Source organism: Streptomyces sp. TAA204 (genome assembly GCF_000424965.1).
Window position 1 is genome coordinate 367596 of the sequence record NZ_KE384281.1, and the last position, 23086, is coordinate 390681.

Below are 23086 nucleotides of genomic sequence, written 5' to 3' on the forward strand. Positions count from 1 at the left end.
GCCTCGTACCGCCGTACGGGGCACTCGCACACCGCACACCGTCCAGGTTCCGGCCGCCGCGCCGAACGCTGGGATACCGTCCGAGGCTGCCTGCGCCGGGCGGCTGCCCGGGCGTCACGGACCCGGAGGTGTGCGGTGCGTATCCTGCTCGTGGCCAGTGCGTTCAACAGCCTCACTCAGCGCGTGTACGCCGAACTCGGCGACTGCGGGCACGAGTTGGAGGTGACCGTCGACGCCGGGGACGAGGCGCTGCGTGAGGCCGTGGGACGGTTCGCCCCCGAACTCGTCGTCGCGCCGATGCTCAAGAGGGCCATCCCCGAGGACATCTGGTCCCGGTACACCTGTCTGATCGTCCACCCGGGCCCGCCCGGCGACCGCGGCCCCTCCGCCCTCGACTGGGCCGTGGACACCGGCGCGGGGCAGTGGGCGGTGACCGTCCTGCAGGCGGACGCCGAGATGGACGCCGGAGACGTCTGGGCAACGGTCCCCTTCCGCATGCCCCGCGCCGGCAAGAGCGACATCTACCGCAACGAGGCCGCCGACGCCGCGATGACCGCCGTACGGCTTGCCGTCGACCGCTTCGCGTCCGGGCGTCACAAACCGCTCAGCCAGAAGGACGAGGGCACTCCGGTGGTGTGCCGCCCGTACTTCGGCCAGGACCTGCGGCGTATCGACTGGGCCGCCGACGCGACCTCGACCGTGCTGCGCAAGCTGCGCGCAGCCGACTCCCGGCCGGGCGTGCTGGACGAACTGTCCGGGGCCGAGTGGTTCCTGCACGGCGGCCGTCCCGAGGACGAACTGCGGGGCGCACCGGGAGAGATCCTCGCCACCCGAGCGGGAGCGGTCTGCCGCGCGACACGGGACGGAGCCGTGTGGATTCCCGAGCTGCGGCCGCGCCGCGTTCCGGGCGGTCCCCGCACGTTCAAGCGGCCCGCGGCGGACGCTCTGGGCAGGCGCCTGGCCTCCGTGCCCGAGGTGCCCGCGCCGCTGGAGATGCCCGCGACGCGGGACACCTGGACGGACATCCGATACGAGCAGCACGGCGACGCGGGCTTCCTGTGGTTCTCCTTCCCGGGCGGCGCGATGAGCACGTTCCACTGCCGCCGGCTGCTGGCCGCCTACCGCTTCGCCCTGTCCCGCCCGACGTCGGTGCTCGTCCTCGGCGGCGCCCGTGACTTCTTCTCCAACGGGATCCATCTGAACGTCATCGAGGCCGCGCCGGACCCGGCCGAGGAGTCCTGGGCCAACATCCAGGCCATGGACGACATGGTCGAGGCCGTTCTTTGCACCACGGACCGGCTGACGGTCGCGGCGCTCGGCGGGAACGCCGCGGCGGGCGGGGTGATGCTCGCCCTCGCGGCGGACGAGGTGTGGTGCCGTCCGGGGGCCGTGCTCAATCCCCACTACCGGACGATGGGCCTGTACGGCTCGGAGTACTGGACCTGCACGCTGCCCCGCCGGGTGGGCCGGGCCGCGGCCCGGCGCCTGACGGAGGAGCCCGCGCCGCTGAGCGCCGCCGGTGCGGCGGCGCTGGGCCTGGTGGACCGGCTGCTGGCCGCCGAACCACGGGACTTCGCCCGCGAGGTCACCCGCAGAGCCGTCGGCGCCGCACGCTCGGAGGGGCTGCAGCGTCGGCTCGCGGCGAAGTCCGCGGCACGCGCACGGGACGAGGCGGTCAAACCGCTGGCCGACTACCGGGAGGAGGAACTGGGGCGGATGCGCCGCCAGTTCTTCGATCCGGACGAGCCGTACCACGCGCTGCGGCGTGCCTTCGTGCGCAAGGAGAGCGGAGGGGACGGGGCGGGCGGCACGTGAGGCCGGGCGTACGGGTGAGGTGAGAGCGGCCGCCGGCCGGCAGCCGGTGACCGTTCAGACGGCGGGCGCGGGCGTACCGGTCGGGCTCGGGCTGCCGGTGCCGCCCGTGTCCGACGTGCCGCCGGTGCCGCCGGTGCCGCCGCTGTCGGAACCGCCGTCGGACGTACCACCGTCATCGGTGCCGCCGTCCGAACCGCCGGTGTCAGTACCGCCGTCCGAGCCGCCGCTGTCGGTGCCGCCGTCCGACGTACCACCGTCATCGGTACCGCCGTCCGACGTACCACCGTCGTCCGTACCGCCGTCCGAACCGCCGGTGTCAGTACCGCCGTCCGAGCCGCCGCTGTCGGTGCCGCCGCTGTCGGAACCGCCGGAACCCCCGGAGCCGTTGTCACCCCCGGAATCGCCCGGCGCGCTCTCGGACGGCTCCTCGTCCGGCTGCGAGCTGCTCTCGCTGGGCGACGCGCCGCTTTCGCTCGCCGACTCCTCGGGGGGCTCGCTGGTGCTGGGGTCCTTCTGGCTGCTCGAGTCGCTCTTGGGCCTCCCGGAGCCCGGAGAGCCCGCGTGGCCGCCTCCCTCTTCCTCGGGCTGCGCGGAGGACGACCCGGGCCTCCCGCTGTCGGGAGGGCCGGTGCCGTCGTCCGGCAGGGAGCCCAGCCCCATGATCGTGCCGAGCGCGGTGAGCAGCACGACACCCGCGCCCGCTGCCGCGATGTTCCCGCGGTTGCCGGGGAAGCGCGGCAGCCGCCGGCCCGTCCGTCCGCTCTCGGCGTGCGCCGCGACGGCGGCCACGGTCGCCGCGGTCTCTCCCCTGTCGCCCTCTCTCCCGGGTCCGCCGCCGTCGCCGCTCTCCTGCCCGGAGGCGCCCACCGGTGACGGGCTGTCCTCGTACGAGGCAGCCGCGGGTCCGGTCCTGTCGGCGGCCTCCGGTCCGGGCCCGGAATCCGGTGCGTCCGCGCCCTGTACTCCCGCAGCGATCATGTCCGTGACAAGTACCAGCGCGCGGCGTCCGGTCACGGTGCCCCGCTGGTCGGCCAGCGCGCCGCGCAGCGCTATGGACGCCTCCAGCTCCGCGTGCGCACGCTCCGGCTGTCCGGTGCAGAACGCGAGGACCCCCAACTCATGGTGGAAGTACGCCTCTTCCGCGACCTCGCCCGACGTGCGCGCCGCCTCCTGCCCTCCGCGCAGCGCCCGCTCCCATGCTCCCCAGCGCAGTGACGCGGCGAGCACCGGGGCGACCGTACGGGCGACGAGCACCGCCGCGCTCGGATTCCCTCCGCGCCGCGCGCCGTGCAGTGCGGCCAGAACGGCGTCCGCCTCGACGCGGACCCTCTCGGGCCCGGTCGAGGAGTGGCCGCTCCACCAGCCGTAGTGGCGTGCGGCGGCCAGTGCGCGGGCGTCGGCACCGTCGGCGTACCCCGCCGCGCGCAGCTCCTCACCGACGCCGGCGGCCAGCCGGTAGTGTCCTCCCGCCGCCGTGATCAGGCCCGCCCCGGCGAGCTCGGCCACGGCACGGTCGGCCTGCGGATCGCCGGTCAGCGCGGGCAGCTGTGTGTGGTGCGGGAGTTCACCGCCCAGGGCGAGGGCGAAGCGCAGCGCCTCGCGCGCGCTGGAGGAGAGCCGTTCGGCGACGAGAGCGATCCTGCCGCCCTCCCCGGTCCCGCCCAGCTCGTCGGCGCTGCCGTTCCGCAGGACGGCGCCCGCCTGCACGAAACGCAGCGGAAGTCCCTCGGACGCGTCCTCGGAGGAGAACCACAGGTCGCCGGCCGCGTCCGTCTCCTCGTTGGTCAGCGGGCGCCGCACGGCGTGTTCGAGGAGTTCGAGGCAGCCTGTGCGGCTGAGACCGGCGAGTTGGACCTCCTCGACGTGGGCGTCGGCGGAGGGAGGGGCCACATCGGGGGTGGCCGCCATGAGGAAAGCGCATTCGGGGGTGGCGTCGAGGAGATCGTCGAGGGCCGCGCCCCCGATCTCGAGGTCGTCCACGACGACGACAGCACCGACGCCGTGCAGCGCCGTCCGCACCTCCTCCTCGGAGGGCCGGCGGCCGGGCGCGTCGTGGACCGCCGTGAAGAGCTCCTGCAGCAGGTCCGCGGACGTGCGGTGGTATCCGCTCAGCCGCACCACACCGTCGGGGGCGAGCCCGGCGACATCATCGGCGACGGCGTCCAGCAGGGTGCTACGCCCGGAGCCGGACGGCCCGGTCAGCCGTATGGAACGTCCACGCGCGAGCTGCCGGGCCAGCGAGTCGCGCTCCTCGTCGCGCTCCAGCACGGGTATGTGGTGGGTGCCCCCCGGGGTGCCGCCCTCGGGGACGGCGGCGGAGCCCTGCGCGGGACGTTCACCGGGTGTCAGCTTCCGGGGCTCGCCGGGCTGTTCACCCGACGGGCACGGCTCGATCTCGCTGCCGTCGACAGGGTTGACGGTGAGCACGTGGGCGCCCGCGACGACCCGCACCGGGCCGGTGGCGGCGGCAGGGCCGCTGCCGCCTCCGTTGCGCTCACCGCCGTGCTGCGTGCTGTCGTGCTGGACCATGGTGGATGCCCCCAGTAGCTGTGGAACGAGCAGCACGCCCCGCCGTCGTCGGCTTCTCCCGTCGCAGGTCGACGCGAACGGCAGTACCGGGGCGCTGCTCCCGGCACAGTATTACCAAGCACGCGTGAGCTGAACCGCCCCGTCACGTCAAGGCTTGGTGAGGATCTGCGCCTCTGCCGCCGGGGGCCCGCCCTCGATGGCGAGGATGCGGTGCAACCGGGTGGCCACCAACAGCCGCTGCATCTGCGGCGGTACGTCGCGCAGCACGAGCCTGCGGCCGCAGCGGCCCGCTCTGCGGTGCGCTCCCATGATGACGCCCAGCCCGGTCGCGTCCCACGAGTCGAGTCCGGCCAGGTCCAGCACGAGATCGCCGTCGCCGGAGTCGACGGCGGAGTGCAGGACCGTACGGGCGTCCGCCGCGCTCCGGACGTCGAGGCGACCCCCGACGGCCAGCTCGGCGTGGTCGCCCCTGATATGCATAGCTGCTCCCGGTGTTGGCTGCTCCACGTACCTTTACGTCTGAATGTCTCACTGCAACTGACTTCATCCGGCGCCGTCTGGTTGCCGTCCGTGCCCGAACCGATACGGAGTTCACCCTCGCGGGCGAAGCCGTGGGTGAACTCCGTATCCCTCGCGGGGGTTGTCGCTGTCGTGTTTCTTCCGCGGGTGTGCGGCCGTGCCGTCAGTGCTCGTAGTAACCGCGGCCGCTCTTGCGGCCGATGTCCCCCGCGTCGACCATCCTGCGCATCGACTCCGGAGGGGCGAATTTCGGGTCCTGCGACTCCGCGTAGATGTTCTCGCTGGCGTGCAGCAGGATGTCGACGCCCGTGAGGTCAGCCGTCGCCAGCGGCCCCATGGCGTGGCCGAAGCCCAGCTTGCAGGCCGTGTCGATGTCTTCGGCGGTGGCCACACCGGACTCCTGGAGCTTCGCCGCTTCGACGACGAGAGCGGAGATGAGGCGTGTGGTGACGAAGCCCGCCACGTCGCGGTTGACGACGACACAGGTCTTGCCGATGGACTCGGCGAACTCACGTGCGGTGGCCAGGGTTTCGTCACTCGTCCGGTGCCCGCGTACGAGTTCGCACAGCGCCATCATCGGAACGGGCGAGAAGAAGTGCGTACCGACGACCCGTTCAGGGCGCTCGGTGGCAGCGGCGATCTTGGTGATCGGAATGGCGGAGGTGTTGGAGGCGAGGATCGTCCCGTCCTTCACCAGCGTGTCGAGCCTGCCGAAGATCTCGCGCTTGACCTCGATCTTCTCGAAGACGGCCTCGACGACGACGTCCGCGTCCGCGGCGGCGTCCAGGTCGGTGGTCGTGGTGATGCGCTGCAGCGCGTCCTGGGCGGCGGAGGCTTCGAGCTTGCCCTTGCCGACAAACTTGTCGTACGAGCGCTTGATGCCGTCCGTGCCGCGGGTGAGCGCCTCGCCGGTCACGTCACGCAGGACCACGTCCCAGCCCGCCTGGGCCGAGACCTGAGCGATGCCGGAACCCATGAGCCCGGCACCGACGACGGCGAGCTTCTTCCCCACGACTGCCACCTGACCTTGCCTTCGCTTCAACGCCTGTTGGGCGACATTAGCGCCTCACGAAGATCTTGTGGCAACGAAGAGACACGCGTCACGTCTCACATGGCGGACTTCACACCGGCGTTGTCCGATCCGCGCGGCTTCGCCGAGTTCGGCGGCGCGTTCACCCGGCCACGAGTGGCGGTGTCTCATTCGGCGGGCCGTGTCGCGCAGTTCATGACGCTCATGACACCGCGGCAGATCCGCCCCCGCCGGCGCCGGCCGGTATCCGCGCCGGACCGCTTAGTCTGCTCGCATGGTCAATCTGACGCGCATCTACACCCGTACCGGCGACTCGGGCACCACCGCACTGGGAGACATGAGCCGCACCGCCAAGACCGACACGCGCATCGCGGCGTACGCGGACGTGAACGAGGCCAACGCGGCGATCGGCGTCGCCCTCGCGCTCGGCGACCTGCCCGAGGAGATCACCACGGTGCTGGTGCGTGTGCAGAACGACCTCTTCGACGTGGGCGCCGACCTTGCCACGCCGGTGGCGGAGGACCCCGAGTTCCCGCCGCTGCGCGTCGAGCAGAGCTACATCGACAAGCTGGAGACGGACTGCGACGCGCATCTGGAGGAGTTGGAGAAGCTGCGCAGCTTCATTCTTCCGGGCGGCACGCCGGGCGCGGCGCTGCTCCACCAGGCGTGCACGGTCGTCCGCCGGGCGGAGCGCGCGACGTGGGCCGCCCTGGACGAGCACGCCGAAATTATGAACGCGCTGACGGCGACCTATCTCAACCGCCTCTCCGACCTGCTGTTCATTCTCGCCCGTTCGGCCAACAAGGAGGTCGGCGACGTGATGTGGGTGCCCGGCGAGAACCGCTGACCGCGTCCGGGGCCCGTCCCGGCGGGCCGTGACCCTTCCGGCGAGCCCCGCGTCGGCCCCGCGTTCGGCCCCGCGTCGGCCCCGGGCCGGCGCGGAAGTGCCCGCCGCGCAGCACCCGTTGAAACACCGCGGCCGCACGGTCCCGGCCGCCACCCCGGGGGCGGACGGCGCGCGGGCGTCCACGGCTCGGGCGTCACCGCCCCCGCACGCCGGAACGCGCATGCTCGCGATTCCCCGCGGCCGATTCCAACCGGGGGCACGCTCCTGCGGTTCCGGGGCCCGGCCGAATGCCGTCAGCACATACGTACTGTGCGGTCGGACTTACATGCCGTGCGGGACCGTCTCACGTTTGGATCACCCGCCCCCGGCGCCACGGAACCAGGGAGCGGTATTCGCTTCCACCTACGGACCCCACTGCTTAAGATCCCTTTAAGGCTGCTTTGAGTTTCCCCTGAGATTCTCCCGGAGAAATCAACCCGAGCGGGAATTCAAGATGAGGGAAACCGCAGGTCAGCGAGCCCTTCTTCGATGCAATCCGCATTGCTGCGACAGTACATGCAAAGCAGTTGAGGTCGGCCGGGAAGACCTGATCCGGGCGTAATCCAGTCCATAACGCACCGCCCCTGCGGGAGAATCGGACACGAGGTCCGCATTCCCTGGCTCCCACCAGCGCGTTTCCCGTTGTGTCGCCTGTCACCTGCCGGGCGATTTCAAATTCTCCTTTCCTCCTCCTTTCAGGTATGTACCATCAATCCGGTGCGGCGCCGGACCCAGCCGACCGCACTTGAGATTCGAGGAGTTGAAGTTCAGATGTCCGACGACACACGACGGCGCACACGGATCACAGTCGCGGCTGTGGTACTGCTGGCCGGTGTCATAGCCGTACCGGTGGCGAACGGAGCCATCTCCGAGGAGGAGGGCGCCGACGCCAAGGGGCAGGGAAATCACTGCACTCTGAACGCCGGGACGGGCGAGACCCAGTGCTTCAAGAGCCTCTCGACGGCGACCGGCCTGCCCGACAGCGAACGCCTCCTCGACGCCCCCTCCGCCGGCAAGGACGCCGAGATCAGTGAGGCCCGCAAGGGGGAGGAGCCGGTCGCCTCCTCCGGCGTCGACACGCGGGCCGAGGGCGACATCATCGCTGCGACCGTCTTCAAGGACACCGAGTACGGCGGCGGCTCCCTGACGATCACCGCCTCCAAGCTCTGCGAGGACAAGGACGACGTCGACTTCCAGGTCGACCTGGACGAGGAGTGGAAGAACAAGGTCTCGTCCGTGCAGCCGTGGGGCAGGTGCACGCTCGACCTGTTCTCCGAGCCCGGACTCGGCGGTGAGCGCGACGGCCCCTTCGACGAGCTCACCCCGGACATCGGTGACGTGATGGACGACCGCACGCAGTCCATCAGCTTCAGCTGAGACGCGACGCACGCAGCAACGGCCCCAGGAACCCCCGCCTTCCCCCCACCCTCGCCGGAGACACCATGACCCGCCGCAAGAAGCTGTCCATGCTGGCTGTCGCCATCACCACCGCGGGCGCCACCGCCCTCTTCCCCACGGCCGCGCAGGCCGACGACGAGGAGCAGCCCACCACGAGGGAGTTGCTCGAGCAGTGCGACGACGGCACCGACGTGTGCGTCTTCCACCCCGCCGGCACACCCGTCGACTCCATGGGCGAGCCGCACCAGGTCGGTGACAGCGCCTTCAACTGCACCAAGGACATGCAGCGTTCAGCCGTCGGGTGGTCGGACACGACCGGTGAGTCCAACACAGTGGGCGTCTCCATGACCGCCGAGTACGGCTTCACCGACATCTTCAAGGTGACCATCCAGGCGAGCTACCAGCACACCTGGGAGAGCTCCCACACCGAGGAGGAGCAGACGAACGTCGAGGTCAAGCCCGGCGAGGTCGGGTGGATCACGCGCGAAGCGGCGATGCAAGAGGTCCAGGGCACCTACGAGATGCACTTCGAGGACAAGTACTACGGTCACTACATCTGGTACGTCCCCTTCACCGCGAAGGGCCCCAAGCCGGACGCGCCCAGCACCAAGACCCAGCACACGCGGAAGATGACCAAGAAGGAGAAGCAGGAGCACTGCGGCACCTGACGCCGCGTCCCTTCCCTCCCAGGAGCCACCCCCCACACCGCCCGGCCCCGCGCACACACCTCTCGCGTGGCCGGGCCGCTGTCTTCACTCAGCACGAATGAGGCATCCGCTTTACGGTGGAGACGAGGCATTCGTACGCACTTGTACCCCTTGGGGGCGACATGGGCAGCGAGGAAGAGCGCGACCGGGAGAACGAGGACTACGACACGGAGGACTACGGCGAGCAGTCCGAGGACCGGTACGACGACCAGCCGGACGCCGACCTGCCCGAGCAGGTCCCGCACCCGGACCCGGACGTCCTGCTCGACGTGCCGCAACTGCACGTCGAGGAGATCAATCTGGAGGTCGAGGACCTGCGGGCACGCGTGTCGCTGCAGGCAGAGGTCCTGGACATGCTCAAGCTCAACGTGGGTGCGGATGTGGCGCTCGGCAGGGTCCAGCTGGACATCAAGGGTGTGGACGCCCAGGCCCTGCTGAAGGTCCGGCTCGACAACGTCGCCCAGATCGTCGGCCGCGTGCTGACCACCATCGACCGCAATCCGCAGATCCTGGAGCAGATCACCTCGGGCCTCGGTGAAGCGACGAGCGAACTCGGAAGCGGGGCGCGCGACGCTGTCGGTGAACTCGGGCGGGGGGCGAGTTCGGCGGTCGAGGAAGTTGGCCAGGGCGCGGGCAAGGCGGTCGAGGACGTCGGCGAGGGTGCCGGAGAGACCGTCAAGGACGTCGGCAAAGGCGCCGGCAAGGCCGTCGAGGACGTCGGCGAGGGCGCGGGCAGCGCCGTCGACGATGTCGGCGAAGGCGCGGGTGAGACGGCCAAGGACGTCGGCAAAGGCGCCGGCAAGGCCGTCGGTGACGTCGGGGACACGGCCAAGGACGTCGGCGAGAGCGCCGGGAGCGCCGTCGAGGACGTCGGTGAGACCGCCGAAGACGTCGGCGAGAGCGCGAGCGGCACCGTCGAGGACGTCGGGCAGAGCGCAGGGAAGACGATCGACGAGTCGGGACGCACAGTGCGCAAGGCCGGGAAGACGGCCGGCCGTACGGCGAAGCGCACGGGAAGCACCGGCCGCAGGAGCACCGACCGCTCCGAGGATCGGGAACGGCCGCGCCGGCGCAAGCGGGAGGAACCGCCGTGAAAGCGCAGCCCCCGGCAGGGCGGCACGGACTCGTCCGCCCCTGACATCGAAGTGACATCGTCGGTCGAGGCCGACGGCCTCCGCTTCACCGAGGAGCCGGAGACCCAGGTGACCTTCGACGGCTCACCCGGACGGGAATCCGTCTCGGCGAGCGAGCGCACCAACCTCCCCGAGCGTGTCGCGGCCGGTACGGACTACCACGACGTGCGCGTCGACTACCGGCTCGCGACTGCGCTGCGCCCCCGTGGCGGGAGCGAGGACGACGAGGCGCGGAAGCCCGGAGCCCGGAAGCCCGGAGCCCGGAAGCGCTGAGGAGGCGGGGACGGGGGAACGCGCAGCGCTCCACCGTCCCCGCAGGGCCTCCCCCTCGGCCCACCCCTCGGCCCTCCCCGCCGGCGGCGCCCCTCATCGCAGGAGGCGCTGCCACGCCGGAGCGTCGCCGCTGCTCCCCTCGTCCGGCGACGCGCCCTTCTGCGGCTCCTCCAGCTTCTCCGGCTGCTTCGGCTGCTTCGGCTGCTTCGGCCAGACCGTGTAGCTCAGCGCGACGACCAGGCTGATGCCCGTGACCCACACCATCTTCAGCTGCCACATGTGCAGCGACTCGCTCTGCCCCGCGTCGTCCACGTACCAGACGGCCAGCTGCAGCAGGGCGGCTGCGATCGCCGCCGCGCCGACGGCCCGCGCGGCCATCTTCCACTCGTGCACGGCCCGCGCCATGCCGTGACGGGGCGGCCGGGCAGGCGCCGGTCCGCCCGCGAAGCGGTGGAGGAAGTGCCCGTCCGCCCACTTGATCATGTAGTGGCCGTGGGTGGCGGTGAACCCGATGTAGACGGCGGCCAGGCCGTGCTTCCAGTCGGGCTCCGCGCCGTTCCGCAGGTCGACGGCGGTCACGACGAGCAGCACGACCTCCAGCAGGGGCTCGCACAGCAGCACGGCAGCTCCCGCCCTGGGCGCCTTCGCGCCGTAGCGCAGGGCGAGCCCTCCGGCGAGCAGCACCCAGAAGCCGACCTCGCAGATGATGATCAGCGTGACGATCACGCCGCCCCCTCCTTCATCCGGTCCTGATCGTTGCTCCACGCTCCCAGGCGGACGGCCCACGCACGTCCTCACCAGCGACGATCCGTGTGCTGCCGCACTGCATCCTTCGATGTAGTGCGCGGGCGTGCCGCCTGGTTCCCCGAGGCGACGCCCCTGTCCGCGCTCCGTGCTGAGATGGAGGCATGCGATCCCTGTCAGGCCCGCCGGCTGCGACGAGCGGTCCGGCGGCCGCGCACCGGCCTGAGCGTGCACAGCCCGTGCGTGCCCTCCCGCTCACGCGCGTGCCGCACCCGATGCACCTGCTGCGCGGGGCGGCGCGTGCAGCGCGCCTGCCGGCGTTGCCGCGCCCCGACCGCACCGGCCTGCTGGTGGCTCTCGCGGGGCTGGTCGGGGGGCTGATCCTGTGGCGGCTCGGCCTCTACAACAACCCGGGCACGGGCCGCCGGTTCGGTGCCTGGGTGCTGCTGCCGCTGGCCGTCATGTGCCTCACCGCGCTCGTCCGCCGCTCCGCGCAGCCATGGGCGCTCGCGGTGGCCCTCGTCGCGCTGGCGGGTGACCTCATGACGGGGTCGCTGCTGTCGACGGTCATCGTCTTCAGCGACATCGTGTACGCGGCCGTGCTGTACGGGCCGGCACGCGTCTCCCGTGCCGTTCTCCCGGTGAGCGTCGCCGTGAGTGTGACCGTGACGCTGGGCCTGTTGGCGGTCCTCCGTGCTCCTGAGACGCTGCTGCTGGGCTTCTTCTGCGCGGGCATCACCGTCGCACCGGCGTGGACGGGCGTGATCATCCGCGATCACCGCAACACCGTCGCGGCGGAGCGGCTGCGCGCCGAGCAGACCGCGCTGCTGGCCGAGATGGACAGGGTCCAGGCCGTGACGGCCGAACGCGCCCGTATGGCACGCGAGTTGCACGATCTGGTCGCCAACCACCTCTCCGCCATCGCGATCCATTCCACCGCCGCCCTCTCCATGGGCGAGGGCCGGCAGCGGGAGGGCACGACCGGCGGGGACGGCACCACCCCCGCCGACCGCCACGGCACGGCCACCCGGGAGGCGCTCGGCGTCATCCGGGAGAACAGCGTGCAGGGACTGGCCGAGATGCGCCGCCTCATCGGGCTGCTCCGCGACGCCTCCGGTGAGCCTGAGCAGCCCGCCACCTCCCCGACCCTGGCCGGGCTCGACGCCCTGATCGAGCGGGCGGGCGCGGGCGGCGAGAAGACGGGGCTCGAATTCACGCTGCACGACGCGCGTGCTCCCGGGGCACCCCCGCTGCCCGCGCCCGTCGAACTCGCGGCCTACCGCGTCGTACAGGAGTCGGTGACCAACGCCCTCAAGCACTCGGGCTCGGGGGACGTCACCGTCGAGGTGCGCCGAGCGCACGTCCCCGGGCCGCTCACGGTCCGCGTCACCAGTCCGCTCGCCGGCAGCCGCGGCACCGACGGGCCGCGCGCACCCGGCTCCGGCTCCGGACTCATCGGCATGCGCGAACGCGCCGAGCTGCTGGGCGGCACACTGCACGCCGGCCCCGCGGACGTCCCGGGCGGCGCGAAGGTCTGGGAGGTGCGGGCCGAACTGCCCGTCGAGGAGGGGGTGTCCCGGTGACGGAGGGTGCCGTCCGCGTGCTCATCGCGGAGGACCAGCACGCCGTACGGGCAGGGCTCGTCCTGATCCTGCGCGGCGCTCCCGGCATCGAGGTCGCCGGCGAGGCCGGAGACGGCGAGGAGGCGGTGCGGCTCGCGCGGGAGCTGCGCCCGCATGTCGTGCTGATGGACGTCCAGATGCCCCGCCTCGACGGTGTCACCGCCACGGAGCGGATCACCGGGGAGGGCCTCGCCGACGTACTGGTGCTGACCACCTTCGACCTCGACGAGTACGTCTTCGGGGCTCTGCGCGCCGGCGCCTCGGGCTTCCTCCTCAAGGACAGCGAAGCAGCCGAGGTCGTCGAAGCCGTGCGGACAGTGGCGCGGGGCGAGGGGATGATCGCTCCGGCCGTGACGCGCCGCCTGATCGCGGAGTTCGCACGTCCCCGCCCTGGCGGGCGCTCCGGCCCCGCGCGCGCGGGAGCGCCCCCGGGGCTGGAGGAGCTGACGCGCCGCGAGCTGGAGGTGCTGGGCGCTCTGGGCGAGGGGCTCTCGAACGCGGAGACCGCACAGCGGCTGGGCATGGCGAAGGCGACGGTGAAGACGCATGTCAGCCGCCTGCTCGCGAAGCTCGGCCTGCGCAGCCGTACTCAAGCCGCCGTCCTCGCGCAGGAGTTGGACATCGTCGAGGGCTGACGCTCCGCCCGGCGGCCCGTGAACGGTGCCCCGCTCACAGGTATGCGCACACGTGTGCGGACAATTGGTCCATGCATCCGGTTGCCGTGGAGACGCGAAGTGATCCGCCATGGGTGGAGTGATCACGGGCTTCGCGGTCATCACATGCATCATCGCCACCGGCTATGTGCTGGGCCGCCGCGGGCTCCTCGGGGAGAACGGGCCGAAAGTCCTCACCAAGCTCGCCTTCCACGTCGCCACCCCGGCCCTCCTCTTCGAGACCCTGGCCAAGACCGACCTTTCCCTGCTCCTGTCCGGCCCGCTGCTGATCACGGCCCTCAGCACCTTCGCCATGGCGGCTCTCTACGCGGGAGTGGCCGCGCTGCGGCGGTGGCCGCCGGGCGAGACGACGGTCGGGGCGCTGTGCGCCAGCTACGTCAACGCGGGCAACCTCGGCATCCCCATCGCCGCCTACGTCCTGGGCGACGCCTCGCTGGTCGCCCCGGTGATCCTCTTCCAGCAGCTCGTGGTCTCACCGGTGGCGCTGACGGCCCTGGATGTGTTCTCGGCGCGAACGGGCCGCAAGGGAACCTTTCACCGGCTGACGACGCCGTTCCGCAATCCGGTCGTCATCGGTTCGCTGGCGGGCGTCACGGTGGCGGCGACGGGGCGTACGCTCCCCGGACCCGTCCTGGAGCCGTTCCATCTGGTGGGCGCGATGTCGGTGCCGGCCGTACTGCTCGCGTTCGGAATGTCCCTGCGCGGCAGCGCCGTCCTCTCACGCGAGCACGAACGGCTGCCGGTCGTACTGGCGGTGGTGTGCAAGGCGGTGGGGCAGCCGCTGGTGGCCTGGGCGATAGGCGCGGGTGTCTTCGACCTGTCCGGGGCCGCGCTCTTCGCCGTGGTGGTGACCTCGGCACTTCCCTCGGCGCAGAACCTCTTCACCTACGCCTCACGCTACGACGTGGGCACACGGCTGGCCCGCGAGTCGATCCTGCTCTCCACGCTGGCGGCGGCGCCGGTGCTGGTCGTGGTCGCGGCGCTGCTCGGCTGAAGGGGCGGGCGACGCCCCTTCCGCAGGGGCGGCCCGGTTCACCCGGGCGGCTCTGTCCGCGAGAGGGAGCCGGTCCCCGGGAAGGAGCCTGTCCGCGGAAGGGAGTGGCCGACAGAAGAAGGTGGCCGGCGGGAGGGGCCGTGGTCGGCGCCGGTCTCAGGCGACGTTGACGCGCTGGCCGGGCGGTGCGGCCTCCAGCCAGGCGAGGAACCCGGTGAGCGCGTCATCGCTCATGGCGAGCTCGACGCGGATGCCGTGCAGCGAGCAGGCGAGGATCACCGCGTCCGCCAGGAGCGCCAGCTCCTCCTCGCCCTCCGGATGACGGCGCTGGAGCACCTCGATACGGTTCCGCTCCAGAAAGCGGCGGGGGCGGGGAGCGTACGAGAAGACCCGGAACCACTCGATCTGGTCACCGTTGTAGCGGGCGATGCCGTACGCCCATCCCTTGCCGCCGCCCTGCTCGTGGGCGGCGCGCGGCCGGTCCTGAGGCCGGCTCGCGTCCTCGGGCCCGGCCTCGGACCCGTCCTCGTCGGGGAGTACGGGCGGCGGCGCGTCCCAGCGCAGATTGCAGTCGAAGGTGCCACCGGAGCGCTGGAGCAGACGGCGGCGCACCCCGAAAGCGAAAAGCCCCGCCAGCGCCAGCAGCAGGGCCGCGCCGCACAGGGACAGAGCGAGGACCATCATCACCGACCTCCTCGCACTCTCTCGTACCGCGGATGACGCGGTGCCCGCGAAGCCGCGGGATCTCGTGGATCTCGCAGCCCCCTCTGTATGGGTTCAGCCGCGGACCGCTCCGGGGTGACCCGGAGCAGCCCGCGGCTGACCCTCGTACCTGTCGTGCCAGGCCTCACGCCCGGTGCAGGCCGCCTCAGCGGACCGCCACCGCTCGCAGACGGACGTCCGCGCGGCGCTCGGCGGCGGCGTCGGTCTCCGCCTTCGCCCGCTCCAGCGCCCGCTCGGCCCGCTCGACGTCGATCTCCTCGGAAAGCTCCGCGACCTCCGCGAGGAGCGACAGCTTGTCGTCCGCGAAGGAGAGGAACCCACCGTGCACGGCGGCGACGACGACACCCCCACCGCTCTCACCAGTCGTGCGGATGGTGACAGAGCCCGCCTCCAGCACGCCGAGCAGCGGCTGGTGGCCGGGCATGACGCCGATGTCGCCCGAAGTGGTGCGCGCGACGACCAGGCTGGCCTCGCCCGACCAGACCCTGCGGTCCGCGGCGACCAACTCGACGTGCAGCTCAGCCACAGTGGCTCCTTCGTAGGTTAGGAAAAGGATAAGGGGTGCGGCGGCGGGGGCGGACAGGAGGGCTGTGCCCCCGCCGACCCCGCCGGCCGACGGGCGGCCCCGGCGTCAGGAGACGCCGAGGTCCTTGGCCTTGGCCTTGAGGTCCTCCAGGCCACCGCACATGAAGAACGCCTGCTCGGGGAAGTGGTCGTAGTCGCCGTCGGCGATCGCGTTGAACGCGGCGATCGACTCGTCCAGCGGCACGTCCGATCCGTCCAGCCCGGTGAACTGCTTCGCCGCGTGGGTGTTCTGCGACAGGAAGCGCTCGATACGGCGGGCACGGCTGACGGTGAGCTTGTCCTCCTCGCTCAGCTCGTCGATGCCGAGAATCGAGATGATGTCCTGGAGGTCCTTGTACTTCTGCAGGATTCCGATGACGCGCTGCGCGCAGTCGTAGTGGTCCTGCGAGATGTAACGCGGGTCCAGGATGCGGGACGTCGAGTCCAGCGGGTCGACCGCCGGGTAGATGCCCTTCTCCGAGATCGGCCGCGACAGCACGGTCGTCGCGTCGAGGTGCGCGAAGGTCGTCGCCGGGGCCGGGTCCGTCAGGTCGTCCGCGGGCACGTAGATCGCCTGCATCGAGGTGATCGAGTGGCCGCGGGTGGAGGTGATGCGCTCCTGGAGCACACCCATCTCGTCCGCAAGGTTCGGCTGGTAACCCACGGCGGAGGGCATGCGGCCCAGCAGCGTGGAGACCTCGGAGCCGGCCTGGGTGAAGCGGAAGATGTTGTCGATGAAGAACAGAACGTCCTGGTTCTGCACATCGCGGAAGTACTCCGCCATGGTCAAACCGGCCAGCGCGACCCGCAGACGGGTGCCCGGCGGCTCGTCCATCTGGCCGAAGACCAGCGCGGTCTGCGGGAGAACGCCCGACTCGGTCATCTCGTCGATGAGGTCGTTGCCCTCACGCGTACGCTCGCCGACACCCGCGAAGACGGAAACGCCCTCGTGCAGCTTCGCCACACGCATGATCATTTCCTGGATGAGGACGGTCTTGCCGACACCCGCGCCGCCGAACAGACCGATCTTGCCGCCCTTGACGTACGGGGTCAGCAGGTCGACGACCTTCAGGCCGGTCTCGAACATCTCGGTCTTGGACTCGAGCTGGTCGAAGGCGGGGGCCTTGCGGTGGATGGGCCAGCGCTCGGTGACCTCGGACTCGGCCTCCGGGTCGTTCAGGATCTTGCCGAGGGTGTTGAAGACCCGGCCCTTGGTGACGTCGCCGACGGGAACGGTGATGCCGTTGCCGGTGTCGGTGACCTCGGCCTGACGGACGAGACCGTCGGTGGGCTCCATCGCGATGGCGCGCACGACGCCCTCGCCGAGGTGCTGGGCGACCTCGAGGGTGAGGATCTTCTTCTTGCCGTCCTCGGCCGGGTCGGCGATCTCGACGGTCAGCGCGTTGTAGATGTCCGGCATCGTGTCGACGGGGAATTCCACATCGACGACCGGGCCGATGACCCGTGCGACGCGGCCCGCCGCCGTGGCCTGCTCAACAGTAGTGGTCATGGTTAGCGGTCACTCCCCGCAGAAGCGTCAGCCAGCGCGCTCGCGCCACCGACGATCTCGCTGATTTCCTGGGTGATGTCGGCCTGGCGGGCCGCGTTGGCAAGCCGCGTCAGCGACTTGATGAGGTCTTCGGCGTTGTCCGTCGCCGACTTCATCGCACGGCGCGTGGCGGCGTGCTTCGAAGCGGCGGCCTGCAACAGCGCGTTGTAGATGCGGCTCTCGACGTACCGCGGCAGCAGCGCGTCGAGCACCTCCTCCGCCGACGGCTCGAAGTCGTAGAGCGGACGGATCTGCGGACCCTTCTTGATGTGGTCCTCGATGACCTCCGCCGACTCCTCCGCCGTGGACTTCAGACTGAGCGGAAGCATCCGGTTCTGCACCGGGGTCTGCGTCATCATCGAGACGAACTCGGTGTAGACGATGTGGAGTTCGTCCACGCCGTTCGCGGCGCCGGTGTCCGCCTGGATCGCCTCGATCAGCGGTGCGGCCACCTCCTTGGCGTCCGCGTAGGTGGGGTTGTCCGTGAAGCCGTTCCAGGACTTCTCGATCACACGCTCACGGAAGCGGTAGTACGTCACACCGCGGGTGCCCACGATGTAGTTGACGACCTGCTTGCCCTCCCCGATCAGCCGGTTGGTCAGCTGGTCGGCCGCCTTGATGGCGTTGGAGTTGTAGCCGCCCGCCAGACCGCGGTCGCTCACGATGAGCAGTACCGCGGCCCGGGTCGGGTTCTCCACCTCGGTGGTGAGCGCGTGGTCGACGTTCGAGCCGGTGGCGACCTGGGTCACCGCACGGGTGAGCTCGGTCGCGTACGGCTCGGAGGCCGCCACCCTGCGCTGCGCCTTGACGATGCGCGAGGCGGCGATCATCTCCATCGCCTTGGTGATCTTCTTGGTCGCGGAGACGGACTTGATCCGCCGCTTGTAGACCCTGGTCTGAGCGCCCATCGCTCAGTCCTCGCCCAGCAGCTTGCCGTCCGCGGTCTCGAACTGCTTCCGGAAGGCGTCCACTGCGTCACCGAGAGACTGGACCGTGTCGTCGGACATCTTGCCGCCCTCGACGATGCTGGTCAGCAGCCCCTTGTGCTCGCGGTGCATGTACTCCAGCAGCTCGCGCTCGAAACGGCGGATGTCCTCGACGGGCACGTCGTCCATCTTGCCCTTGGTGCCGGACCAGATGGACACGACCTGGTCCTCGGTCGAGAACGGGTTGTACTGCGGCTGCTTGAGCAGCTCCGTCATCCGCTTACCGCGCTCCAGCGCGCCCTTGGAGGCGTCGTCCAGGTCGGAACCGAAGGCGGCGAACGCCTCCAGCTCGCGGTACTGGGCGAGGTCCACACGGAGCGAACCGGTGATCTGCCGGACCGCCCTGTGCTGCGCGGAGCCACCGACACGGGAGACCGAGATACCCACGTTCAGCGCCGGGCGCTGGCCCGCGTTGAACAGGTCGGACTCCAGGAAGCACTGGCCGTCGGTGATGGAGATGACGTTGGTCGGAATGAACGCCGACACGTCGTTCGCCTTCGTCTCCACGACGGGGAGACCCGTCATCGAGCCGGCGCCCTTGGCGTCGGAGAGCTTCGCGCAGCGCTCCAGCAGCCGGGAGTGCAGGTAGAAGACGTCGCCCGGGTAGGCCTCGCGGCCCGGCGGGCGGCGCAGCAGCAGCGACACGGCGCGGTAGGCGTCGGCCTGCTTGGACAGGTCGTCGAAGATGACCAGGACGTGCTTGCCCTGGTACATCCAGTGCTGGCCGATCGAGCTGCCCGTGTAGGGCGCGATGTACTTGAAGCCGGCCGGGTCGGACGCGGGAGCGGCGACGATCGTCGTGTACTCCAGCGCGCCGGCCTCCTCCAGGGCGCCGCGCACGGACGCGATGGTGGAGCCCTTCTGACCGACGGCGACGTAGATGCAGCGGACCTGCTTCTCCGGGTCGCCGCTGCGCCAGTTGTCGCGCTGGTTGATGATCGTGTCGACGCAGAGCGCGGTCTTGCCGGTCTGCCGGTCGCCGATGATCAGCTGACGCTGGCCGCGCCCGATCGGGGTCATGGTGTCGACGGCCTTGTAGCCCGTCTCCATCGGCTCGTGCACCGACTTGCGGTCCATGACCGAGGGGGCCTGGAGTTCGAGGGCACGGCGGCCCTCGGACTCGATGTCGCCGAGGCCGTCCACGGGAGCACCCAGCGGGTCCACGACGCGACCGAGGTAGCCGTCGCCGACCGGAACCGACAGGACCTCGCCGGTGCGGCGCACCTGCTGGCCCTCCTCGATGCCGCTGAACTCACCGAGGACCACCGCGCCGACCTCGCGCTCCTCAAGGTTGAGGGCGAGGCCGAGGGTGCCGTCCTCGAACTTCAGCAGCTCGTTCGCCATGGCCGAGGGCAGACCCTCGACCTTCGCGATGCCGTCACCGGCAACGCTGACCGTCCCGACCTCTTCGCGCGAGGCCGCGTCCGGCTCGTACGACTGGACGAAATTCTCCAGCGCGTCCCGGATCTCATCCGGCCGGATCGTGAGCTCCGCCATCTGGGTTCCCTGCTCTCCTTGTTGGGACCGTATCGATCTTCTACGGCCCAACTCGGGCCGCTAAGTGATGCTGTTGAGTTGGTGTCTGCGTGGTGCACGCCGGCTGTGGTGTGCCTGTGGGGCAGCCGGCGCTCAACCCGCCATGCGGCGTTCAGCCTCGCTGAGGCGGTCCGCGATGGAGCCGTTGATGACCTCGTCTCCGATACGCACCGCGATCCCGCCCAGTACCTCGGGGTCAACGTCGAGATTCAGATGCATCCGGCGCCCGTACATCCGCGCCAGCACCGATCCGAGACGCTCCTTCTGCTGGTCACTGAGCGGCACCGCAGAGGTGACGACGGCCACCGAGCGGTCGCGCCGCTCCGCCGCCAGCCTGGAGAGGGCCTCCAGCCCTGCTTCAAGGCTACGTCCACGGGGCTGGGTCACAAGCCGCGTGACCAGACGCTCCGTGGCCGGCCGTGCCTTGCCGCCGAGCAGCGTGTGCAGCAGCGCCCTCTTCGCCTCGGAGCCGGCGCTGGGGTTGGCCAGCGCCGCCCGCAGCTGGGGCGAGGAGGAGACGGTACGGGAGAAGCGGAACAGCTCGTCCTCGGTCTCCTCCAGGGAACCGGCCCGCTCGGCCGCGATCAGGTCGGCGGTGTCCGCCAGCTCCTCGATCGCGTCCACGAGGTCGCGCGGGGCCGACCAGCGGGAGCGCACCATGCCGGAGACCAGGTCCACGGTCGCGCCGCTGACCTGGCCGCCCAGCACACTCCCGACCAGCTCGGCCTTGCGCTCGCCGCTGCGCGACGGGTCACTCAGGACCCGTCGCAGCGCCACCTCGCGGTCGAGCAGCGCCGTCACCGCGGCGAGCTCGTCGGCCAGCTCGGCGGCGTCGGCCGAGGTGTTGTCGGTCAGCGCAGTCAGGCTCTCGCGGGCGGCTGCCTGTGCGTCACGGCTCGCGCCGTTCATCGGGAAGCCTCGGCCTTCTCCTCGAGCTCGTCGAGGAAGCGGTCGATCGTGCGGCTCTGGCGTGCGTGCTCCTCGAGGGACTCGCCCACCAGCTTGCCGGCCAGGTCCGTGGCGAGCTTGCCCACGTCCTGGCGCAGTGCCTGCGCGGCCTGCTTGCGGTCGGCCGCGATCTGGCTGTGGCCGGCCGCGATGATCTCCTCGCGCTGACGCTGGCCTTCGGCACGCATCTCGGCGATGAGCGTGGCGCCCTGCTCCTGCGCCTCCGCGCGCAGCCGGGCGGCCTCGTGCCGGGCCTCGGCGAGCTGGTCCTTGTACTGCTTGAGGACCTCGGCCGCTTCTTCCTGCGCTGCCTCGGCCTGCTCGATTCCGCCCTCGATGGCCTCACGGCGCTCATCCAGAACCTTGTTGATGTTCGGGATGAGCTTCTTCCAGAGGAAGAAGAAGACGATGCCGAAAGCGAGCAGGCCGATGACGAGCTCTGGGAGCGGCGGAACGAGGGGGTTCTGCTCCTCGGCCGCCTTCTGTACCAGGGCGATCACATCAGTGCCTTTCGTCGGGAGGGGTGGGTCGCTCGCCGTCAGGACGGGTAGACGAACGGCATGACCAGACCGATCAGGGCGAGCGCCTCACAGAAGGCGAAGCCGAGGATCTGGTTCTGACGGATCATGCCGGCGGCCTCGGGCTGACGGGCCAGGGCCTGGGTGCCGTTACCGAAGACGATGCCGACGCCGATGCCGGGGCCGATGGCGGCGAGGCCGTAGCCGATGGAGCCGATGTTGCCGGTGACGGCGGCGAGGTTCTGGAGAGCGGACATGCCGGTTCTTCCTTCTCTTTCACGATCCGATGGGGGTTGGCCACCGGAAGGGCGGGTGGTCAGTGGGTCGGGGGCTCAGTGGTGCTCGGCGAGCGCGCCCTGGATGTAGCTGCAGGTCAGGAGCACGAAGACGTACGCCTGAATGGCCTGGATGAAGAGTTCGAAGGCGGTCATGAGAACCGCCATCCCGAAGGAGACGCCCGCGTAGGCGATCCCGATGCCGTTCAGCAGGTACCAGGTGGCGATCGTGAACAGCAGGAGCAGCACGTGGCCGGCGAACATGTTCGCGAAGAGCCGGACTGCGTGAGTGAAGGGGCGCACCAGCAGGTTCGAGAAGAACTCGATCAGCATGGCGAGCGGGAGGACCGGCCCGAGGGACTTGTCGTAGCCGGTGAAGTTCTTGAACGCCCCCACGAATCCCTGCCGCTTGAAGGTCAGGGAGACCCAGGTGATGTAGACGATCAGCGCCAGGCCCATCGGGAAGGAGATGATGGAGGTCACCGGGAACTGGGCCACCGGGATGATCGACCAGAGGTTCATGATCCAGACGAAGAAGAACAGGGCGACGATCATCGGTACATACTTCTCGCCCTCCTTCTTGCCGATCGTCTCGTAGACGACGCCGCGGCGGATGAAGTCGTACCCGGCCTCACCGATCATCTGCAGCTTGCCGGGGACCAGCTTCGGCTTGCTGAACGCGGCCCAGAAGAACCCCACGATGACGATCGACCCGACAAGGGCCAGCAGCATCGGTTTGTTGAACTCGAATCCGCCGACCGTGCCGAGCGGCTTGAAGACGAAGGAGTGCAAGCCGGGCGAAACGGTACTGAAGCCGCATCCATCGAAGATGTGGCAATCGGTCTCGAAGGCGAGCATCTGGTCAGCACTCACCGCGAGCTCCTTCTGCATGGCGCATGGATACGGCTACCTCGATGTGTCGGCGCGGCACGCGGCCACGGAGCGGCACTGGACTGTTCTGGCGAATGTGGGGGCGGCGACCGGTCGACGAGCGGGGCCGTCCGACCCCTGCGCGGGAATCGGTGAACTCAGCCGCCTGCGCCTGCTGCACCGCAGTTGGGAACGGACCATAGCAGTTGCCGGAGCGTGTGCTTATCCCGGCCCTACGTCCGTCGCGGATCACGAATTGGCCCCGGTGGGCGCGGCCTTCGTGTCACCACCGGCACGGCCGGACGATTCGGGCTCCACATACAGGATCTTGGCCTTCATGTGCGCCCGCGCCTGCGCGGCCACCCACAGGACGGCGGCCCCCAGCAACGAGAAACCGAACGCCTTCGTACTGAAGAGCGTCGTGTCCCTGAACATGATCAACACCACGGCCAGCAGCAGGATCTGCGTCGCGTAGAGGAGCAGACCCATCACCTGGAAGAGGTGCGGCAGGGACCTCGCGGTGCGCTGGAGCACGGTGAGACCGATCCCCATGAAGAGGATCACCACGGCGGCGCCGGCTGCCGCGCCGAGTGCGCCCTTGCCGCCCGCGAGCACACCGCTCACGACCGCGGCCACGGCACCTGCGAGGGCGGTCGGGACGGCGCACTGCAGGAGCATGCGAGCGTCGTTCGACTGCATGGGAGTTGCTCCGGAAGATCGGGGGCGTCTGTCGTCGGGGACGACCGTCTCCCCGGCGAGAAGGTGCGGATGCCGCGCCAAGGACCGTCGCACT

23 protein-coding genes are annotated in these 23086 nt (G+C 70.4%); 9 read left to right on the forward strand and 14 right to left on the reverse strand.

Annotated features, from left to right (window positions below):
• The first annotated feature begins 135 nt into the window (after nt 1-135).
• Nucleotides 136-1815: an enoyl-CoA hydratase-related protein gene (locus H343_RS0126195; protein ID WP_028433554.1), complete on the forward strand. Its 1680-nt coding sequence runs from the start codon at nt 136-138 to the stop codon at nt 1813-1815.
• 54 nt (nt 1816-1869) lie between these two features.
• On the opposite strand, the gene H343_RS32935 is transcribed toward H343_RS0126195, so the two are convergent.
• The 3 genes from H343_RS32935 to H343_RS0126210 form a co-directional block, all read right to left on the reverse strand.
• Nucleotides 1870-4344, reverse strand: a complete 2475-nt coding sequence (locus H343_RS32935; RefSeq protein WP_051266053.1) for an ATP-binding protein — start codon at nt 4342-4344, stop codon at nt 1870-1872.
• A 147-nt stretch (nt 4345-4491) separates the two neighbouring features.
• The gene (locus H343_RS0126205; protein WP_028433555.1) at nt 4492-4824 is read right to left on the reverse strand and encodes an STAS domain-containing protein; all 333 of its coding nucleotides are present in this window, start codon (nt 4822-4824) and stop codon (nt 4492-4494) included.
• 202 nt (nt 4825-5026) lie between these two features.
• Nucleotides 5027-5875 (reverse strand): 3-hydroxyacyl-CoA dehydrogenase family protein, encoded by an 849-nt coding sequence (locus tag H343_RS0126210; protein WP_028433556.1) that lies wholly within the window; start codon nt 5873-5875, stop codon nt 5027-5029.
• 292 nt (nt 5876-6167) lie between these two features.
• On the opposite strand from H343_RS0126210, the gene H343_RS0126215 reads away from it, so the two are divergent.
• The 5 genes from H343_RS0126215 to H343_RS32950 all read left to right on the forward strand — a co-directional run bounded on the left by H343_RS0126215 (nt 6168) and on the right by H343_RS32950 (nt 10290).
• Entirely contained in the window at nt 6168-6740 is a 573-nt protein-coding gene (locus H343_RS0126215) for a cob(I)yrinic acid a,c-diamide adenosyltransferase (protein WP_028433557.1), read from the forward strand.
• Nucleotides 6741-7550: 810 nt separating this feature from the next.
• Nucleotides 7551-8156, forward strand: a complete 606-nt coding sequence (locus H343_RS32940) for a hypothetical protein (RefSeq protein WP_037905151.1) — start codon at nt 7551-7553, stop codon at nt 8154-8156.
• Nucleotides 8157-8221: 65 nt separating this feature from the next.
• Nucleotides 8222-8845 (forward strand): hypothetical protein, encoded by a 624-nt coding sequence (locus H343_RS0126225; protein ID WP_028433558.1) that lies wholly within the window; start codon nt 8222-8224, stop codon nt 8843-8845.
• A 161-nt stretch (nt 8846-9006) separates the two neighbouring features.
• Nucleotides 9007-9978: a hypothetical protein gene (locus H343_RS36160; RefSeq protein WP_051266055.1), complete on the forward strand. Its 972-nt coding sequence runs from the start codon at nt 9007-9009 to the stop codon at nt 9976-9978.
• Nucleotides 9979-10029: 51 nt separating this feature from the next.
• Nucleotides 10030-10290: a hypothetical protein gene (locus H343_RS32950; RefSeq protein ID WP_199778999.1), complete on the forward strand. Its 261-nt coding sequence runs from the start codon at nt 10030-10032 to the stop codon at nt 10288-10290.
• A 93-nt stretch (nt 10291-10383) separates the two neighbouring features.
• Here the strand turns inward: H343_RS32950 and H343_RS32955 are convergent, their stop codons facing one another.
• On the reverse strand, nt 10384-11016 hold the full coding sequence (locus H343_RS32955) for a hypothetical protein (RefSeq protein ID WP_078506116.1): 633 nt from the start codon (nt 11014-11016) through the stop codon (nt 10384-10386).
• A 293-nt stretch (nt 11017-11309) separates the two neighbouring features.
• Here H343_RS32955 and H343_RS0126245 point away from each other — a divergent pair, with 293 nt between their 5' ends.
• The 3 genes from H343_RS0126245 (at nt 11310) to H343_RS0126255 (ending at nt 14324) form a co-directional block, all read left to right on the forward strand.
• Nucleotides 11310-12617, forward strand: a complete 1308-nt coding sequence (locus H343_RS0126245) for a histidine kinase (protein WP_051266095.1) — start codon at nt 11310-11312, stop codon at nt 12615-12617.
• Nucleotides 12614-13291: a response regulator transcription factor gene (locus tag H343_RS0126250; RefSeq protein WP_028433560.1), complete on the forward strand. Its 678-nt coding sequence runs from the start codon at nt 12614-12616 to the stop codon at nt 13289-13291. The genes H343_RS0126245 and H343_RS0126250 overlap by 4 nt, the downstream gene beginning before the upstream one ends.
• Before the next feature lie 109 nt (nt 13292-13400).
• Nucleotides 13401-14324: an AEC family transporter gene (locus H343_RS0126255; RefSeq protein ID WP_028433561.1), complete on the forward strand. Its 924-nt coding sequence runs from the start codon at nt 13401-13403 to the stop codon at nt 14322-14324.
• Between the two features lie 156 nt (nt 14325-14480).
• On the opposite strand, the gene H343_RS0126260 is transcribed toward H343_RS0126255, so the two are convergent.
• From H343_RS0126260 to H343_RS0126305, 10 genes are all read right to left on the reverse strand, one after another.
• A complete protein-coding gene (locus tag H343_RS0126260; protein WP_028433562.1) occupies nt 14481-15005 on the reverse strand; it encodes a DUF2550 domain-containing protein in 525 nt (174 codons plus the stop codon).
• Between the two features lie 187 nt (nt 15006-15192).
• Nucleotides 15193-15573, reverse strand: coding sequence for a F0F1 ATP synthase subunit epsilon (locus tag H343_RS0126265; protein WP_028433563.1), 381 nt, complete (start codon nt 15571-15573; stop codon nt 15193-15195).
• A gap of 105 nt (nt 15574-15678) precedes the next feature.
• Nucleotides 15679-17121, reverse strand: coding sequence for a F0F1 ATP synthase subunit beta (atpD, locus tag H343_RS0126270; protein ID WP_028433564.1), 1443 nt, complete (start codon nt 17119-17121; stop codon nt 15679-15681).
• Nucleotides 17122-17123: 2 nt separating this feature from the next.
• The gene (locus H343_RS0126275) at nt 17124-18068 is read right to left on the reverse strand and encodes a F0F1 ATP synthase subunit gamma (protein ID WP_028433565.1); all 945 of its coding nucleotides are present in this window, start codon (nt 18066-18068) and stop codon (nt 17124-17126) included.
• A 3-nt stretch (nt 18069-18071) separates the two neighbouring features.
• Nucleotides 18072-19643, reverse strand: a complete 1572-nt coding sequence (gene atpA, locus H343_RS0126280; protein ID WP_028433566.1) for a F0F1 ATP synthase subunit alpha — start codon at nt 19641-19643, stop codon at nt 18072-18074.
• 132 nt (nt 19644-19775) lie between these two features.
• Nucleotides 19776-20591: a F0F1 ATP synthase subunit delta gene (locus H343_RS0126285; RefSeq protein ID WP_028433567.1), complete on the reverse strand. Its 816-nt coding sequence runs from the start codon at nt 20589-20591 to the stop codon at nt 19776-19778.
• Entirely contained in the window at nt 20588-21130 is a 543-nt protein-coding gene (locus tag H343_RS0126290; RefSeq protein ID WP_028433568.1) for a F0F1 ATP synthase subunit B, read from the reverse strand. Before H343_RS0126290 ends, H343_RS0126285 begins: the two co-directional genes overlap by 4 nt.
• Nucleotides 21131-21168: 38 nt before the next feature.
• The gene (atpE, locus tag H343_RS0126295; RefSeq protein ID WP_028433569.1) at nt 21169-21405 is read right to left on the reverse strand and encodes an ATP synthase F0 subunit C; all 237 of its coding nucleotides are present in this window, start codon (nt 21403-21405) and stop codon (nt 21169-21171) included.
• A gap of 75 nt (nt 21406-21480) precedes the next feature.
• Nucleotides 21481-22296: a F0F1 ATP synthase subunit A gene (atpB, locus tag H343_RS0126300; protein ID WP_028433570.1), complete on the reverse strand. Its 816-nt coding sequence runs from the start codon at nt 22294-22296 to the stop codon at nt 21481-21483.
• Nucleotides 22297-22542: 246 nt separating this feature from the next.
• Nucleotides 22543-22992, reverse strand: a complete 450-nt coding sequence (locus tag H343_RS0126305) for a Cg1360 family ATP-synthase-associated protein (protein ID WP_028433571.1) — start codon at nt 22990-22992, stop codon at nt 22543-22545.
• Nucleotides 22993-23086: the final 94 nt, after the last annotated feature.